This window comes from Hymenobacter terrenus, from assembly GCF_000972495.1.
In the GTDB taxonomy this organism is placed as follows: domain Bacteria; phylum Bacteroidota; class Bacteroidia; order Cytophagales; family Hymenobacteraceae; genus Hymenobacter; species Hymenobacter terrenus.
The window spans coordinates 24,220-39,604 of record NZ_LATM01000009.1 but is presented as its reverse complement, the minus strand read 5'-3'; the positions used below and the strand labels follow the sequence as shown (position 1 = coordinate 39,604).

The 15,385-nt window shown below is 55.4% G+C and carries 10 protein-coding genes; 4 read left to right on the top strand and 6 right to left on the bottom strand.

The window, feature by feature from the left end:
• The first annotated feature begins 367 nt into the window (after window positions 1-367).
• Complete coding sequence (locus WX88_RS13025) at window positions 368-1,015, top strand: helix-turn-helix domain-containing protein (protein WP_046244828.1); 648 nt, start codon at window positions 368-370, stop codon at window positions 1,013-1,015.
• Between the two features lie 428 nt (window positions 1,016-1,443).
• On the opposite strand, the gene WX88_RS27635 is transcribed toward WX88_RS13025, so the two are convergent.
• The 5 genes from WX88_RS27635 to WX88_RS13000 form a co-directional block, all read right to left on the bottom strand.
• On the bottom strand, window positions 1,444-3,219 hold the full coding sequence (locus WX88_RS27635; RefSeq protein WP_197076778.1) for an RICIN domain-containing protein: 1,776 nt from the start codon (window positions 3,217-3,219) through the stop codon (window positions 1,444-1,446).
• Window positions 3,220-3,828: 609 nt separating this feature from the next.
• Window positions 3,829-4,212 (bottom strand): nuclear transport factor 2 family protein, encoded by a 384-nt coding sequence (locus WX88_RS13015; protein WP_052732654.1) that lies wholly within the window; start codon window positions 4,210-4,212, stop codon window positions 3,829-3,831.
• A 10-nt stretch (window positions 4,213-4,222) separates the two neighbouring features.
• The gene (locus WX88_RS13010) at window positions 4,223-4,984 is read right to left on the bottom strand and encodes an enoyl-CoA hydratase/isomerase family protein (RefSeq protein WP_046244827.1); all 762 of its coding nucleotides are present in this window, start codon (window positions 4,982-4,984) and stop codon (window positions 4,223-4,225) included.
• A gap of 42 nt (window positions 4,985-5,026) precedes the next feature.
• Window positions 5,027-5,833: an enoyl-CoA hydratase/isomerase family protein gene (locus WX88_RS13005; protein WP_046244826.1), complete on the bottom strand. Its 807-nt coding sequence runs from the start codon at window positions 5,831-5,833 to the stop codon at window positions 5,027-5,029.
• Window positions 5,834-5,865: 32 nt separating this feature from the next.
• Window positions 5,866-6,627 (bottom strand): enoyl-CoA hydratase/isomerase family protein, encoded by a 762-nt coding sequence (locus WX88_RS13000; RefSeq protein ID WP_082116020.1) that lies wholly within the window; start codon window positions 6,625-6,627, stop codon window positions 5,866-5,868.
• A gap of 536 nt (window positions 6,628-7,163) precedes the next feature.
• Here WX88_RS13000 and WX88_RS29455 point away from each other — a divergent pair.
• From WX88_RS29455 to WX88_RS12985, 3 genes are all read left to right on the top strand, one after another.
• On the top strand, window positions 7,164-11,627 hold the full coding sequence (locus tag WX88_RS29455) for a sigma-54-dependent Fis family transcriptional regulator (RefSeq protein WP_052732653.1): 4,464 nt from the start codon (window positions 7,164-7,166) through the stop codon (window positions 11,625-11,627).
• Between the two features lie 775 nt (window positions 11,628-12,402).
• On the top strand, window positions 12,403-13,371 hold the full coding sequence (locus WX88_RS12990; protein ID WP_046244825.1) for an NADPH:quinone reductase: 969 nt from the start codon (window positions 12,403-12,405) through the stop codon (window positions 13,369-13,371).
• A 26-nt stretch (window positions 13,372-13,397) separates the two neighbouring features.
• The gene (locus WX88_RS12985; protein WP_082116018.1) at window positions 13,398-13,859 is read left to right on the top strand and encodes a nuclear transport factor 2 family protein; all 462 of its coding nucleotides are present in this window, start codon (window positions 13,398-13,400) and stop codon (window positions 13,857-13,859) included.
• Window positions 13,860-13,945: 86 nt separating this feature from the next.
• Here the strand turns inward: WX88_RS12985 and WX88_RS12980 are convergent, their stop codons facing one another.
• Window positions 13,946-15,352: an alpha/beta hydrolase family protein gene (locus tag WX88_RS12980; RefSeq protein WP_197076777.1), complete on the bottom strand. Its 1,407-nt coding sequence runs from the start codon at window positions 15,350-15,352 to the stop codon at window positions 13,946-13,948.
• Between the last annotated feature and the right edge of the window lie 33 nt (window positions 15,353-15,385).

Sequence of the window (15,385 nt, the reverse complement as noted above, 5' to 3'; positions counted from 1 at the left end):
GTCACCTTGAGCCAGAGGAGTGCCGCCGCAGGTAATGGCAGCAGCAACAGGTAGAGCCATATGGAAAGAAAGGCTACATGGGTAGAGAGCGGGAAGTTACCTATTTTAAACTAGGAATTTTATTCGGAAATCTCAGGCTATCTAAGTTCTAGTATTCACCTAATGACTACAAGGAAAAGATAGGTAATAGTGACCAGACTAAACAAAATGGAGAGAATCCGAAAGAATAATTCACATTATCTCCACTTCAGGAGAGAATCTGAGAAAACATTTTACATTCTCTCCAAATTAGGAGAGAATCGAAGAAAATAATTTACTTTCTCTCCATCTTTGGAGACAATATAAATTATTCCTCCAGATTCTCTCCATGGCCCGCGTCCTTACTCATTCGATTGCTTCCACCTCACTGCTATTGGCCGTGCGCACTTATTTCGGTCTCACCCAGGCTGAGTTGGGCCGCTATTTCGGCATGCGGGGTGCTTATGTGGCTCATTTGGAAGCTGGCCGCCGCCGAGCTTCCCCGCAAACCAACCTACGTCTGACCCGTTTGGCGCAACTGTTGCCCCCGCCCGAAGGCCGGGGCCAAGCCGCTCCCTCGGCTCGGGTTTTCGTGCTACCGGCCGCGAAGCCGCTATTTAACCCGGAGTTGGCGGGGCCGGCTACTCTGGCAGCTGGAGCCCTTCACCAGCGGCAGCGCCAATGTGCGCGCCGCTTGGCCTACCTGCGTCGTAACCTCTATGTGCTAGCTAGCCGCGCTGCCGACGAAGAGCGCCGCCGCTGGGCCTTACCATTACTGGAAACGCTGCTCGTGCCTACCCCCCATGACCCTGCGGCGGATGCTCCAGCTGAGCAGGCTCACCTGCGGCGCTGGCTCGATGAGTTGACTACCTCCTTGCCTGTAGCCCCGGCCCTCCGGCCCGATACCGACACGGCGCTGGCCTTGCTGCTGGTGCGAATTGCCGCCTTGGAGGCCGAAATTCAAACCTTGACAGAGCTACTGGCAAAGTCCGCTTAAGCTTGCGGACCCTGCCCATAGCGTAATAGATAGAAGGATTTTTGTTATTTATAATTATAATAACATAAGTACGACCGTTCGGTAGGAGTAAATCATTTTGTTCACTCCTACACCCAAGTCCATGTCGTTTCCCGTTGAGTTAATCACTTATTCAACGAAATGTGCGTATTCATGTACCCCAGCGTTAAGCGTTACAAGACTTCTGGCAATGCGGACCGAAAAAGTTAGGGCTTAGACTTCCTTGCCATAGTCTGCTGCGAGTGAGACATTGAAAAGAAAATAATTAGGCTTACATGCAGTTACAAAATTTGGGAGTCTATTATGCAGCCAGTCGCCCTCGCATACAAACTAACCCGACCTGTACAATAAGCAAATTCAGCTTATTGTACAGGTCGGGTTAGTTTGATTAATACGAAAAAACTGGTGGATTATTTCGTCACCATCAGCTTCATCGAATCCGTTTTGTTCGCTTGCTTTACGTTTATCAGATAGAGCCCGGTTGGACAGTTACTCAAATCTAATTCGTAATGGTTTAGCCCTTGCGTAAATAGCTTAGTAGTTCGAATAACTACTGCACCTACGGGGTTAGTAACTGTTAATTCTACCAGCCCAGTTTTAGGAGCGTCAAATTGAACGTGAACCATCTCGTTCGCCGGAAAAGGATACAGCGTGGCCGAACTTTCAGACTGCGTTTTCGAGCTAGTCAAAGCAGGTCGTGCTGAAGAACCAGTAATGCTTTCCAGGCTCCATAATTGATTGGTGCCTGAATTAGCGGTCCATTGCTGCACATTGGCACCATTGGCTTGGCCATCTACGCCGCCATTGGTGGCTGAATTAAGATTCACGTCTACTACTTTGCCGCTTTCTTTATTGACTATTTTGTAGTAACCATTGCCCGCCGGCTCTATTCTCCAGAGTTGATTGTCAGTGCCAGCGTACGTCCATTGTGCAACGTTAGCCCCATCATTGAGGCCGGCGCCAGTTATATCCAGCGATTTTCCGGAGCTTACACCAATGATTTTGTAATAGCCATTGGCTACAGGAGTAATCTCCCATTGCTGATTTAAGCCACCTGTATACTCCCATTGCTGTACATTGGCACCATCAGCTATGGAGGCATTACTGACATCTAAGTACTTGCCGCTGTGCGAGGCTTTAATTCTGTATTTGCCAGCAATAGGTGCGGCCGTGTTTCGATACAATGCAGTAGCTGGAAGCAGCCTTCTGCTAATTCCCGGCCCAGCATATTGCACTCGCAACGCATCACTTCCGGCTTTCTCGAAATAAAGCACGGTGAAGGCATGTTTGCCCGCTTGTAGCTCTATTGTACCGGATTTTTCTAGCAGCCCGTGGAGGCCATCATTATTTACGACCAGCCTATTTCCAATATACAGCTGGCTGCCATCGTCCGTCGCTGTATAGAACGTGTACGGGCCATCGGTCGGCACTTCGATATAGCCCGTGAATTTAAAGCCAAAATCATCCGCCCTTGTTTTAGGGCTCAGTGAAAGATTAGGTAGGGCACCCTTTTTAACAGGAGCAAGCGTCGTAAAATCAGGTAACTGTGACCAAGCGCCCGTGAAATAGGTATACTCGATGCCGGTTGTTACATCCGCAGGGTTTTCTGGTTTGCGTAGCGTGGAAATGAGCGGAATTGGCGGCGGATTCTGCCAGAGCTGGTTCTCCGTCAGGGTGTGCGCACTAAACACCCGCCAGTCGGATGTTACGTATTTAAACCGACCAATAGCAAAGTCGCCGTTGGTGGTCCAGTTGTCCCAGCGTGCAGTTAAATCCTTCCAGTAGTCGCCGCCTACGGATAGAATATACTTCGCACTGGCTCGGTCATCTGGCAGATTGGGGTTGTTTACAATTAACCGCGCCTGGCAAGTGATGAGTATCCCCGCGATATCAGTGGGATTAATAGATGCTCTTCCATTCGAGGACCAAAAATGGAAATTATAGCCATTGCCTGCCGTTACGGAAACCGAACCATCCGGCTCATTTCGAAGGTCAGCGGGCTTATTGACGTCCCCCGCGAAGTCTTCTACGTAGGCGGCTCCTTGCACGTCCACTGAACCCGTCAGCAGACGCCATTGGTTATCCGTCTTACTGAGGTAGTGGGCTTGCAGACCTTTCAATTGAACCCGGGAATTAGTTGCCGGATTGCCGGCTACCGTCTCATACACCTGCCCCCAGGGAATCATGGCCGTGAAACCGCCCGAATTATTCCCCATCCCTACCCGGGGACAGTCCCGCCAGCTTACGTTCCCGTCTAATCCATGAGGGGTCGCCTCTCCACACCGATTCATATCATCGACCAATTCGTTTACTGATGTGCTGGTTTGGGCCTTCACTGGCACCCGAAAGAACGAGTATAGTAGTACCAAAAAGAGGAGAAGAGTGCGATTCATAGCTTGGTGGATTTGATTCTGTGATGAAAAACTTGGAGCGCATTTGCCTGATAGTACACAATATACGCTTCTGCACTCGCTTTATCATGCGGTGTGTCAAATACTTATCACTCAACTAAAACCTCTCACGCCTGTGGCCCCCGGGTAGAGCCCTTGGATGAAGTACAGCTTATTATTTGCCGTCCAAAAAAGAAGTGCCCCGTTTAGACCCACCTCATACGGAGAGGTGGCTAAACGAGGCACTGTGTTGCTACATTAAACTGAGCACGAGCGCAGCAGTGGCAGCATTCACTATTACAATTCTGATAATCAGACTATCACGGCCTTCTTGATCAAAGGGCTTTTCTATCATTAACGGCAGGCTTCAGCTAGATGGCTGCCCCTAATTGAAGGGCGTGGTGCTCACAGTAAGTCAATGGTGGCCTGGGTGTCCCAATAAAACGGGCGTATTTCGGTTACCAGGCCGTCACGCAGCTGCCAGCATTCGGCCAAAGGCATTTGCCAAGGCTGCCCCGTTGTGCGCGAGGTGGCGGTCATGGTCGCGAATACCACTACGTAAACTCCGGCGGCCACAAAGTCAGAGGGGACGCTTTTAAAATCCTGCCAGGTATTGAAAATGGCAGCGCCCATGCGCCGGAAGCCCTCATGACCATCGTAGCGCCCGCCGTAGGAAAGTGAGTCTGCCTGATAAGCAACCACCTCAGGTGCCAGAAAAGCGAGCACCCGCTCCAGGTCGTTGGCGGCTACTGCGGCATATATGGCCTGCACTATTTCCTCATTGCTCATGGCTGGGCGCTTAGGCTGTGGGTTGAAGTGTGCGTGCCTGGTCCATCAGCGCGAGGCTGAGTAGGGTGTACCCGTAGCCAGCTTCTTCAACGAAGCGTTGGCGCAGCTGCTGGTTCAGCACCCGGCGCGTGTTGCGCAAGGTGGTGGCCGGCTGCTGGGTCAGGGTCCTCGCCAAGGCGCGAGCGCGGGGAAGTAAGTCGGCTGAGGGTACTACCTCATGCACGACGCCATATTCCAGGGCCTGTTGCACATCGAGCTGCTGCCCGGTGAGTAGGAAATACTTGCCGCGCACAAAGCCCAGCAGCTCCATCCAAATAACCTGCGCTATCCCACCAGTGACCATGCCGGCGGCAATGTGAAAGTCCTGAATGGTGGTGTGCGACGCCGCCAGCACCAGGTCGGCCGTGACCATGATGTCGGCGTGAATGTGGGCCGGGCCATTGAGGGCCGCGATAATCGGGGCATCAATGTCGAAAAACGGCTCGTACATGTTCTTGGCGTCGCGCGTGGCCAAGTTTAGGCTGTTGGGGTTGCCGAAGTTGCCCGGAGCGTCGCTCTGGGTACAAAAGACGTCGCCGGTTCCCGTCAGAATAATGACCTGGTTTTCGATATCGGAGCCAATGTCCTGCCATGCGAACTGCAGGTTGGCGTGCAGCGCGTCGGACATCACCAGCGGGCCCCCGTTAGTGTGAAACCGTACTTCCAGAATGCCCTCCTCCCGGGTCATGTGCAAGAAGTCGTATTTAGTGGAATACTGGTTGAAAGAAGCCATTTTAATAAGTTTTCTAGGGTGAAATTGAAGTATGCGCAAGGCCTAAACTGCGGCTGGTGCCGGCATGGGCTTGCCTTCGCAGCCCCCGTAATTTTCGAGCAGCGACACGCCCAGGTGCGCCATGCCGAAGGGCGCTTCCGTGAGCACCCGCTTGCGGATGCGTTGGTTGAGCGCCAAGCGCGAGTACCGTAGCGTGAGGGCGGGCAACTGGGCCAGGCGGCGGGCATGTTCCCAGGCCCGGGCCACGAGCTGGTCCTGCGGCAGCACCTCGCTCACCACGCCGAAAGCGAGGGCTTCCGGGGCCGTGAGGAGCTGGCCCGCAAACTGGAAGTAGCGATGCCGGACCGGCCCCAGAATTTCTTCCCAGATGACTTGGGTGTCGCCGCCGGGCACGTTGCCCGTTGGGATGTGGGTCGCATCCTGAAACGTGGCATTCTCCGAGGCCAGAATGATGTCGGCCCCCATGAAGATTTCACCGTGAATAAGGGCCGGGCCGTTGATAGCCGTAATAACGGGAGCCTCAATCTTGAGAAACTCCGTCAGAAAGCGTTTGCCGTCCCAGTACCAGGCGTCTACCTGCTGGGGAGTCATGTGGGTGAAGAGGTAGCCGACTTCCTCGGGAATGGCATCCTTGCAGAAGGCATTGCCGGTTCCCGTGAAGATGACCACCTTGTTGTCCCAGTCTGCCGCAATGTCCTTGAAGGCGTAGCCGAACCCGTTGTGGGCTGCGTTAGAGAAAACCCAGGGCCCGCCGTTGGTGTGCAAAGTCACCTGCAAAATGCCCTCGGGGCTGCGCTCCATCTGAAGGAACTCGTACTTGTCTTTATAAACTGAAAATGGGGTTTTCATGGGATGCAAACCTTAAAAGGATGGATGTTGAATTAATTGGCAGCCAGGCTTTCGAGGGCCAGTCCCTCCAGGGCCAGGCCGTAGCCCATGTCGGCCTGAAGCTGGCTTTTGAGGCGCTGCGTGACGATGACCCGGGTGTAGCGGCGCACCAGGTTGGGCAATTGGGCCAGGCGGTTGGCGTGTTCCCAGGCCCGGTCCAGTAGCGCAGCGCGGGGCACCACCTCATTCACTGCCCCCACTTGCAGGGCCTCCGCGGCGGAGAGCGTCTGACCGGTCAGCAGGAAATACTTGGCCCGGCTCGGCCCTAGCACCGCCGACCATACCGTGTAGATGCCATCGCCGGGCACTAGGCCCCCGGTAAAATGCCCCCCGTCCTGAAAGGTGGCCGTATCGGCGGCCAGCACGATATCAGCCAGCAGCGGAATGTCGCTGTGCAGGGTGACCGGACCGTTGATGGCCGCCACCACCGGCACCTCAATGTTGAGGTAATTGGTGATGAGCTGCCGGGCTTCCCAGTCCAGCGTGGCCACCCCTTGGGGAGTGGTGAGCGCCGCCGGGTCGGCAAACCGGGCGCCCGTGCAAAAGGCCTCGCCAGCACCGGTCAGGATGACTACCTTGTTGTCGCGGTCGGCGCCGATGTCCTCGAAGGCGTAACTCAGGTCGGGGTGCGAACGCTCGGTGATGAGAAAGGGACCGCCCTCCTCGTGCAGAGTCACGAGGAGCACTCCTTCCGGACTGCGCTCCATGCGGATGTTGGGGTACTGCTGTGAGTACACGTCAAATGGGGTGTTCATGCGATTCAGCAAAAAGTGAAAAAGTGAAAGCAACTGTTGGCCCGAGGGGCGCCGACTCCTGAAGGATGCGGGATGCGGCCGACCACGAAGCTTGATTCCTCGGAGCAGGGTCAGTGGTGGTGGCCGCTATTTCTGCGGCCCAGGCAGAGCGGAGTTTCCAAGTGCTATGCCAAGCCTGTGCTTCAGAGTCGGGGCAAGAGAAAAACAAGCTTTAATGGCCCAGGAACCCCCTTTTTGCGTCGGCCGTACTTTGCTATATTGTTAAATTAAGCACGTCATTCCAAAAGTTTTGGGAGTTGTCTTGGCGTAACTCCCAAAAAAATGGGAGGCACGATGAGCGTAATTTCAAAAGGCACTTAACTTTATCACAATGCCTTTCCGCGACCCCGTTATTCAGCCTCTTGTTCCAAAAAAATCGGACAGTAGGTGCAGTTGGATTTTCCCCGCAGTACCGTCTCAGGAAGCGCGTTTGGACTAAAACCTGCGGCCATGCAAGCCTTTCTTAGATGCACGGAGTTTCCACAACCTATTCTGCAATGAGTTCGAAGCACCTGAAAAATTCCGTAGCAAGCTCAACGGCAGTGCTCCCTGCAGGGGCTGATAGCATTGCCCCCGAAGCCCTACCACTGCTCCTTGAGTTGAGTACGGCCATTGCGTCTATCCGCGACCGGGCAACGCTGTTGCGGCTTATCTTCCAGAAAGCACAGCCAGTGTTCGGTTTCCACGACGTAGGGTTGTTTGTCCTTAGCCCCGACGGCCAGCACATTGCCGACTGGACTACGGTCGACCCAGGTATCAATCCCTCCTTTGGCAACCAGGAGTTTCATCAGCTGCCGCAGCAACAGTTCGCCTACCCCGACTCCGGCCTTGCCGTGCTGGTTGACCGCTTCGCCCACGCCGGGCAACCAGTCGTCGTGCCCTATGATGAAGCCTACTTCGCGCTGATCAATGACCCGGATTTTCGGACCCAGTGCGCACGCATCATTGCAGCCGGCGGCTACCGCGAATTCCTAGGCACGCTGCTGCGAACCGGGGGGCGGGTGCTGGGCTATTTGTGCTTCAACAGCTTACAAAGCGGCTATTTTCAGCCCGCCCAGTTTGAGTTGTTTCAGGCCGTAGCTGACCAGGTGACCGGGGCCGTGGCCAATATTCTGGCCCGGGAAGAAATAATGGCACGGGAGCAGGAGAAGACAATTTTATTGTCCATCAGTGAATCCATTACCTCAGCTCGTAATGCGGTTGAATTGCTGAGCATCATTCGGGAAAAAGCCCAGCACCTTATTCCCTTCTACAATACCGGTATTTTAATTGTCGAACCCGATGGGCAGTACCACTATGACTTAGCGGTGACTATTCCCGTTTGGGATGATTCGGAAGGTAACCAAAAACTCTACGATGCGGGCTTGCTTCGCTTAACCCACCCCAACTCTTACATCGCTTATGTAATGCAGTTACTTGAGAAGCGGAAAACACCAGTTATTGAAGACTATGAACTTCGTTTTGGGCAATTTGACCATCCGTTCTTTCCAGTCATCAAAGAGGTTGGCGCCAAAGAGGGCGTTGTCGCTCTGCTTCGAAGCAGAGGCAAAACGTTCGGAACCTTCTGGCTAAACGCCTTGGCAAAGAATCACTTTCAGCCTAAGCAATTCGAAATCTTTCAGGCTTTGGCCGACCAGGTAGCCGTAGCGGTGGCCAATATCCTGGCCAACGAGGAAATTCTGGAACGTGAGCGGGTTAAAGCCGCCCTGTTGGGTATTTCCGAAACCCTGGCCGAAGCCCGCACCCGCCGGGAGCTGCTGCAGGTCATCTTCGATCAGATTCGGGCCGTGTTGCCCTTTGCCGACGCGGGCCTGTTTGAGGTACGGCCTGACGGTGCTCACCGCGACCTTACAGTCGACAACCACCTCGACGGGATGCCGACTGGTAGGGCTATTAGCCAAGCGGGGCTGTACGGCTTTCTGCCTGCTCACCCGGCGGTCGATGAGTTCTTGCACGAGCCCCGCGTCCGGTCGCTGGCATGGCTGCTGGAACACTACCCTGGCCACCCGCACTTTCCATACATCATCGACGCCGAGCTACGTGAAGTCCTGGGCGGGCCGCTCATTCACAATGGTCACCGGCTGGGTATGCTCTGCCTTTGGGGCCGCGAAGAAGGCACCTTCCACGCCCGCCAACTGCCTTTATTCAAGCAGCTGCTCAGCTTATTGGCCACCACTATGGCCAACCTGTTGGCCAACGAGGAAATTATCAGGCGGGAACATGAGAAAACCAGTCTTCTGGAAATCAACGAACTCATTGCTCAGGTCAAGTCCACCGACAACTTGCTGCGGCTTATCGTCACACAGATTAAGCCACTATTTGGCTTTCACGACTTTAGCCTGTTCGTGGTCAGTACCGATGGGCACACGCATACGGACCTGGCCGCCGTGTTGCCGGAAGTGAGCCCGAGCGAGAGGAACAAGCATGTTGCGGCGGTGTCGGCCGCCGTTCCCCACCTTGGCTCAGTCATTGAATGGATGATGGAGGCGCTGGCAAAGACTGGCCAGCCGGTGCTTTTCGATTTTCAGGACCTAGCTGTTCAATTTCCGGAATATCCGCAATTGAACAGAGATATGTTGGAGATGGGCTATCGAGACTGCTTGGCGGCTAACCTGACAGTGCGCGGCCGGGCTATCGGTATGTTCTGCATCAACGCTCTGCAGAAGGATTTTTTTCAGCCGGCCGTGATTCCGCTATTTCAGTACATTGCCCACACCATTTCCATTGCCATGGCTAATATCTTGGCTAATGAGGAAATCATGGCGCGGGAGCGGGAAAAGGCTCAGCTATTAAGTATCAGCTCGGCCATTGCCACTATCCGGGATAAGGAAGACTTATTTAAGGTAATCACCGATACCATCCGCCCCATCCTCGGCTTCGAGCACGCGGCCCATATTTTTTCCATCGACCCCGATAAGGAAACCATCGGCATCTTCCTGCGCAACACCACAGAGGAAATTGCCAACGACAGCGAGTATCGACGCTTCGCGAAGGTTCGATTTCCCATTAAAGGCTCGCCTTTCGAAGAGGTACTGGCTACTGGTGGCATTTTCCTGCTCGACCCAGAAGTGATGGCCGAGCGCTACCCCACTTACCAGGGCTTCCAGCTGATGAACCGGATGGGCTTGCGCCAATCCATCATTGCCCCGCTCCGCCATGCGGGCAAGACCATCGGCACGTTTCACCTGTTCAATTCTCAGAAGAACTACTTCAACAGTAGTCACTTTCCCCTGCTCCAGACCATCGCCGACCAGATTGCCGTGGCCGTTTCCAATATCCTGGCCAATGAGGACATCATGGAGCGCGAACGGGAGAAATCGCTGCAGCTGGCCATCAGCAACTCCCTGATTACCTATAAAGAGCGTGACCCGTTGTGCGTCGCCCTGGCGTCGGAAATCAACGAGATTGTTCCATTTCGCTACTTCAACGTGCGCATGCAGGTGCAAAACGATGCGCCCTACTACTGGACTTCCCTGCGCAAGCAGCCTAACCGCAGCTTCGTGAGCATCAGCGAGGAATTGGTGGAGCAGCGCGCCCTCTTCGAATCGGCCGACCCCGTGCTGAGCGGCTTGGTCGAGTGTACCGCCGTTTGTGTGGGCGATGAATTTGTGCAACTCACCCAGCAAAGTGCGCTGGCGCATTTCTTTGCCCAGCAGTACGAGGTCTGCTCCCAGCTGCGGCTGGCTTTGCCGTTATCCAATGGCTCAGTAGCGGCCATCGAGTTGCTGGAAACCCGTGCGTACGCTTTCTCCGATAAGGACTATGGGCTGCTTCAGCTGCTCATCCCCCAAATCTCCATGGCCTTCGACAACCTCTTTGCGTTCGAGCAAATTGCGACGTTGAAGAGCCAGCTTGAGCGTGAGAAAAGCTACCTGGTCGAAGAAATCAAAACCACCTACAATTTCGAGGAAATCATCGGCGGCAGCACCACCCTCAAGCAGGTTTTCCGGCAGGTGAGCCAGGTAGCAGCCGCGACGACTACCGTCCTCATTCTGGGCGAAACCGGCACGGGCAAGGAGCTCATTGCCCGGGCTCTGCACAATCAGTCGCCCCGCAAAGAGCGAGTGCTCATCAAAGTCAACTGTGCTGCCTTACCGACCAATCTCATTGAATCGGAGCTTTTTGGCCACGAAAAAGGTAGTTTCACGGGCGCCTATGAGCGGCGTATTGGCAAGTTTGAACTTGCCAACAGCGGCACCATCTTCCTCGATGAGATAGGCGAGTTGCCTCTGGAACTGCAAGCTAAGCTGCTTCGCGTTATTCAGGAGCGTGAGTTTGAGCGGCTGGGCGGCAAAGGCCCCCTGAAAACAGACGTGCGCATCATTGCGGCCACTAATCGCAACCTGCAGCAGGAAGTGCTGGAGGGCCGTTTCCGCGCCGACCTATATTACCGGCTTAGTGTATTTCCTATCACATTGCCTCCCTTGCGCGAGCGGCAGGAGGATATTCCGGTTCTGGCCACCTACTTTGCTCAGAAGTTCTCCCAGAAAATGGGCCGGCCGTTCCGGGGCATCAGGGAGCGCGCCCTGCTGGAGATGGTCGACTACGCCTGGCCCGGTAACATCCGGGAGTTGGAAAATATGCTGGAGCAGGCCGTCATTCTGGCCAATGGGAATAGCCTGGATTGGACACGTCCTTTGGTTTCAGTAGCATCGCGCCCCTCCGCGCTGGCTGTGGTGGCCGACTACAAGGCCCCGGAAAATGACCGGGAACGCATCCTGGCCGTCCTGAAAGAGACAAAAGGCAAGATTCTGGGCGAGAACGGGGCCGCCCGGCTCCTGAACATGCGTCCTTCTCAGCTGGAGGGCGTGGAGCGCGACTACCTGCTTGCCATTCTGGCCCAAACCAGGGGCCGTATTCGCGGTGTGGAAGGCGCTGCCGAGCTACTAGGAATGCACCCCAACACGCTGGATGCGCGCTTGCGTAAGCTAGGTATCCGCAAAGAGCATCTGGCCGGATAGCCATCGGGAAGGCTCCCAAATTTTTGGGGTATTGCGCGGCCAACCGGGAGTTCTCACTGCATAACTCCCTGCTATTGGTAGAAAGGAGCGTTAGAAGGAAAAGCGCATACATACAATGTGCATAGCTGCGCTCAGGGCGTGTGAGAGGTGTTTTAGTACCATAGTTCGCCTTAAAGGTCTGGGCTGGCATAGCGCTTGGCAAAGGGCTAATAGGCAAAGGCGGTGGTTTGAGGCCGAACCTAGCCTGTTCATCTCTTACTGAAGGCGCGAGGATTGTCGTACTGCGTTGCGGCAAGCTGGGCCCTGCTCACCATGTGGCATATGTATGTTTTCGCGCTTTTGCTCCCGCCGGCTGCGCCAGAGTCCGCAAAAAGGTATGCGTCTGCAAAGCCATTGTCCAACTGTAAGTGCCGGCTTCGATCGGCCAGAAGCTGGCGCAGAACTCCGCGACGACGAGAGCAGGTTAGGTCAATACCAAAATTGGAACGTCCGGCTGCCAACCTTCTGCCCAGTGCCAGTGAGAGGATGCTGATACTAGGGGAAGTGCTGTTTGAAGCCGATTTGCTGCCGCTGGAGGGCTGGTGCGAAATGGAAGCGCCGACCACAGAAATAGAGCAGCTAGCGTCTTCATGGCAGACTGATTTGATTCAGGCATTTTGGGTATTCACCTCTCTGCTATAATTAATTAAATAGTCATTGTTGGCTTCTCGCTAGCTACTTTTTAGCGTGTTCCTGCTGGCTTGTAATAGTTTGTATATCAACAATGTGAATTAATATGAAGTCTATTCGAATCAATGCGTTTGGTGGGCCAAAGGTGCTTCAATGGGAGAAAGTGCCGGACCTTACACCACAGAGCGGACAAATTCTGATTCGTATACGAGCGGCGGGACTTAATCCAGCGGATGTGCTTTGTCGAGGCGGTGGCAATCCGGCGCAATCATTGCCTTACACACCAGGTACTGAAGAAGCGGGCATTGTGGAAGAACTCGGGGGCGGCGTGTACCAGTTTAAAGTGGGTGACCGCGTATACCTTTCCGGAGCAATAACCGGTACCTGTGCCGAAATGGCCCTCTGTGAACCGATGCAGGTGCACTTGCTGCCCCGGCACATTTCCTTCGCGCAAGGGGCCGGCATATCGGTGGCTTATGGTACTGCCTTTCGGTCGCTCATCCAGCGAGCTCACGCGAGGGCAGGAGAATCTGTCTTTATTCATGGTGGCAGTGGAGGCGTCGGCATTGCTGCCGTGCAGCTGGCGCGCGCTCACGGCCTAGAGGTGACGGCCACCAGCAGCACGCCCGAAGGCCGGGAGCTAGTGCGAGCACAAGGAGCGCACCACGTCCTGGACCACACGGCTGCCGGCTACCTGGACCAGGCCCGGGAACTGACCGCCGGCCAGGGATTCGACGTGATACTTGAAATGAAAGCAGACCTTAATCTGGCCCACGACCTGCACCTGATTCGGCGACGCGGCCGCATCGTGGTTATCGGCGCGTCTGGAGGCGCATTAGAAATCAACTCCTTGGATATAATGCACAGCGAGGTCATCATTTTAGGAGTCGTGCTGAGTCCTTCTAAGGCGGAAGCCGCACAGATGGTAGCGGCTATCGATGCAGGGCTAGCCAGTGGGGTGCTACAACCCGTCGTGGGACGAGAATTTCCTTTAGCTGATGCCGCCCAAGCGCACACACACGCGGCACAAGCTCGCGGATTTGGCCGAATAGTGCTGGTCAACCCGGGGAGCTAACTCTCTCAGATTTATCAATAATTATTATGGAATATACTTTAATGGATAGCCTCGCTGAAACGAACAAAATGGTCGTCTTCAAGCTGCTGGACAATTACACCAGCCAAGATTATGCTGGGATAGAATCTACCCTGGCGGAGGATGTAAGCTGGTACGTGCCGGGGAGTCATCCACTTTCCGGTAATAAGCTGGGCCGGGCCGCCGTGATGGCCTACCTACGGGTGTTACGCCAAATTCCTTTGCATACTGAGCGGCTTATCCTGGCAGCCAACGACAACTTCGTCACCTATTGCTATCGGGGCTGGGCTCCGCACGAAGAACATTCCCTCAATCTCAACTGGGTGTTACTGTTTGAACTGGCAGCAGGTAAGATTCAGCGGGTGGAGCATTTCACCAGTGACCAGTTGGCGGTGGACTTTTTCTTTTGGAGCATTTGCAAATCATTGCCAGGGCAGGAAGGGTTGGACTGCCGCCCGCACGGCCTTTAGCGTGGGGTAAGCTTTTACAGGTCGTTACAAGCCCAAGCACAGGCTTACGAACAAAAACGCTAAACGGAAGCTAGGCCCTACAGCCACTAGCTGCGCAGGCGGGACACGCCAGCGGCTTTGGTAACTTTGGTAGGGGCGGCGGCTGGCTGTTTCCCATTCGGGGGCGCCGGGGTAGTAGGGTCCTTGGTAGTCAAGGCGACCCAGGTATTGATTTTCTTTAAGGCTTCGGGGGAGAATGTGGCTTGCTGCACACCATTTACCATGGGCCACTGAGTGTGCGGAGGTTGAAACAGGTGGTTGACGCCATCGAGGCGGGCGGTACTTACGCGGCGCTTGGCGCGGTGCAGAGCGCGGCTCAGCGGCGTCATGTTCCGCTTGGCCGATACCTGCAGATCGGCGGTGCCGTTGAGGAGCAGCACCGGGCACTGCACTTTGCTGAGCTGCGCCTGAGGGTCGAAATCAAAGAAATAGCGCGACCACTGCGAAGTGAGCTGCACGGCGCGGGCGCGGGCCATGCTGGCATCGAGGCCCGCGTTGATATCGTTGAGCAGGGCTGCTACTTTGGCGCGGGCTACTGCGTTGTCGGGCGTTTGGCGGATGATGCCCACCATGCGTTCGTAGGCATCCTGAGCTGCTTTCACCTGGCCGGGGTCGGCTCCAATCAGGCGCATGATTTCGCCCTGCTGGCGCATCAGTACCTCATAGCCCGACTGGCCGTAGCCAGCCAGCGATACCACAAACGCGGGCGGCTGGCCCGTTCCGGCCGCTGTTAGCAGGGCCACGTTGGCACCCTCGCCGTGGCCGAGCAGGCCCGTGCGGCTGGAGGCAATCAGGGGGCGGGTGCGCAAATAAGCCAATGCAGCCTGGGCGTCAGTCACAAGGTCGGCGGTGGTGGCGTTGGCGTAGGTGCCACCCGACTTGCCCACGCCACGGTCATCGAACCGGAGCACGGCGATGCCGTGGCGGGTGAGGTAGTCGGCGAGCTGGCCAAACATACGGTAGCCAGAAACTTCTACGTCGCGGCTTTGCGGGCCCGAGTCGGAGAGCAGCACGGCTGCCGCGAAAGGACCTTCGCCGGCTGGCACGGTGAGCGTGCCGCCGAGACGCTTACGAGTGCTAGGATTTAGGAAAGAGACTTCGGACTCGCGGTAAGGTGGCGTTACCTTATACTTAGGGGCTGGCTGCGTCGACGATGCCGCTCGCTTTAGGATGATGGGAGATTTTACGCCCGGCTGCGTCCAGGTGCCCGTGATTTTGGCGCCCCCATCCGTCACTTTACCCACAAAGCTGCTGCCCGCTTGTTCGATGCGCATCTTGAGGTCGGGGCCTTTCAAATCAACCTCCACCGGCATGCGGCTGATGCGCTGCTGGGGTGCGTCGAGGGCCGCGTAGTAAGTGCCATTTGTGAGGGGCACGATGGTAATGACAATATTGATTTGGCCGCCGAGTAATTTTAAGGGGCCTTTCCATTGGCCATTCAGAGGGGCCGCCACGGTAGGGGTACTCGCAACTGCAGCCAGAACCCG

Excerpts from the sequence above, each read along its gene's own strand:
- WX88_RS12985 (WP_082116018.1), top strand. The coding sequence starts at position 13,398 with ATGGAATATACTTTAATGGATAGCCTCGCTGAAACGAACAAAATGGTC.
- WX88_RS13000 (WP_082116020.1), bottom strand. The coding sequence starts at position 6,627 with ATGAACACCCCATTTGACGTGTACTCACAGCAGTACCCCAACATCCGC.
- WX88_RS13025 (WP_046244828.1), top strand. The coding sequence starts at position 368 with ATGGCCCGCGTCCTTACTCATTCGATTGCTTCCACCTCACTGCTATTG.
- WX88_RS12990 (WP_046244825.1), top strand. The coding sequence starts at position 12,403 with ATGAAGTCTATTCGAATCAATGCGTTTGGTGGGCCAAAGGTGCTTCAA.
- WX88_RS13005 (WP_046244826.1), bottom strand. The coding sequence starts at position 5,833 with ATGAAAACCCCATTTTCAGTTTATAAAGACAAGTACGAGTTCCTTCAG.
- WX88_RS13015 (WP_052732654.1), bottom strand. The coding sequence starts at position 4,212 with ATGAGCAATGAGGAAATAGTGCAGGCCATATATGCCGCAGTAGCCGCC.
- WX88_RS27635 (WP_197076778.1), bottom strand. The coding sequence starts at position 3,219 with ATGATTCCCTGGGGGCAGGTGTATGAGACGGTAGCCGGCAATCCGGCA.
- WX88_RS13010 (WP_046244827.1), bottom strand. The coding sequence starts at position 4,984 with ATGGCTTCTTTCAACCAGTATTCCACTAAATACGACTTCTTGCACATG.
- WX88_RS29455 (WP_052732653.1), top strand. The coding sequence starts at position 7,164 with ATGAGTTCGAAGCACCTGAAAAATTCCGTAGCAAGCTCAACGGCAGTG.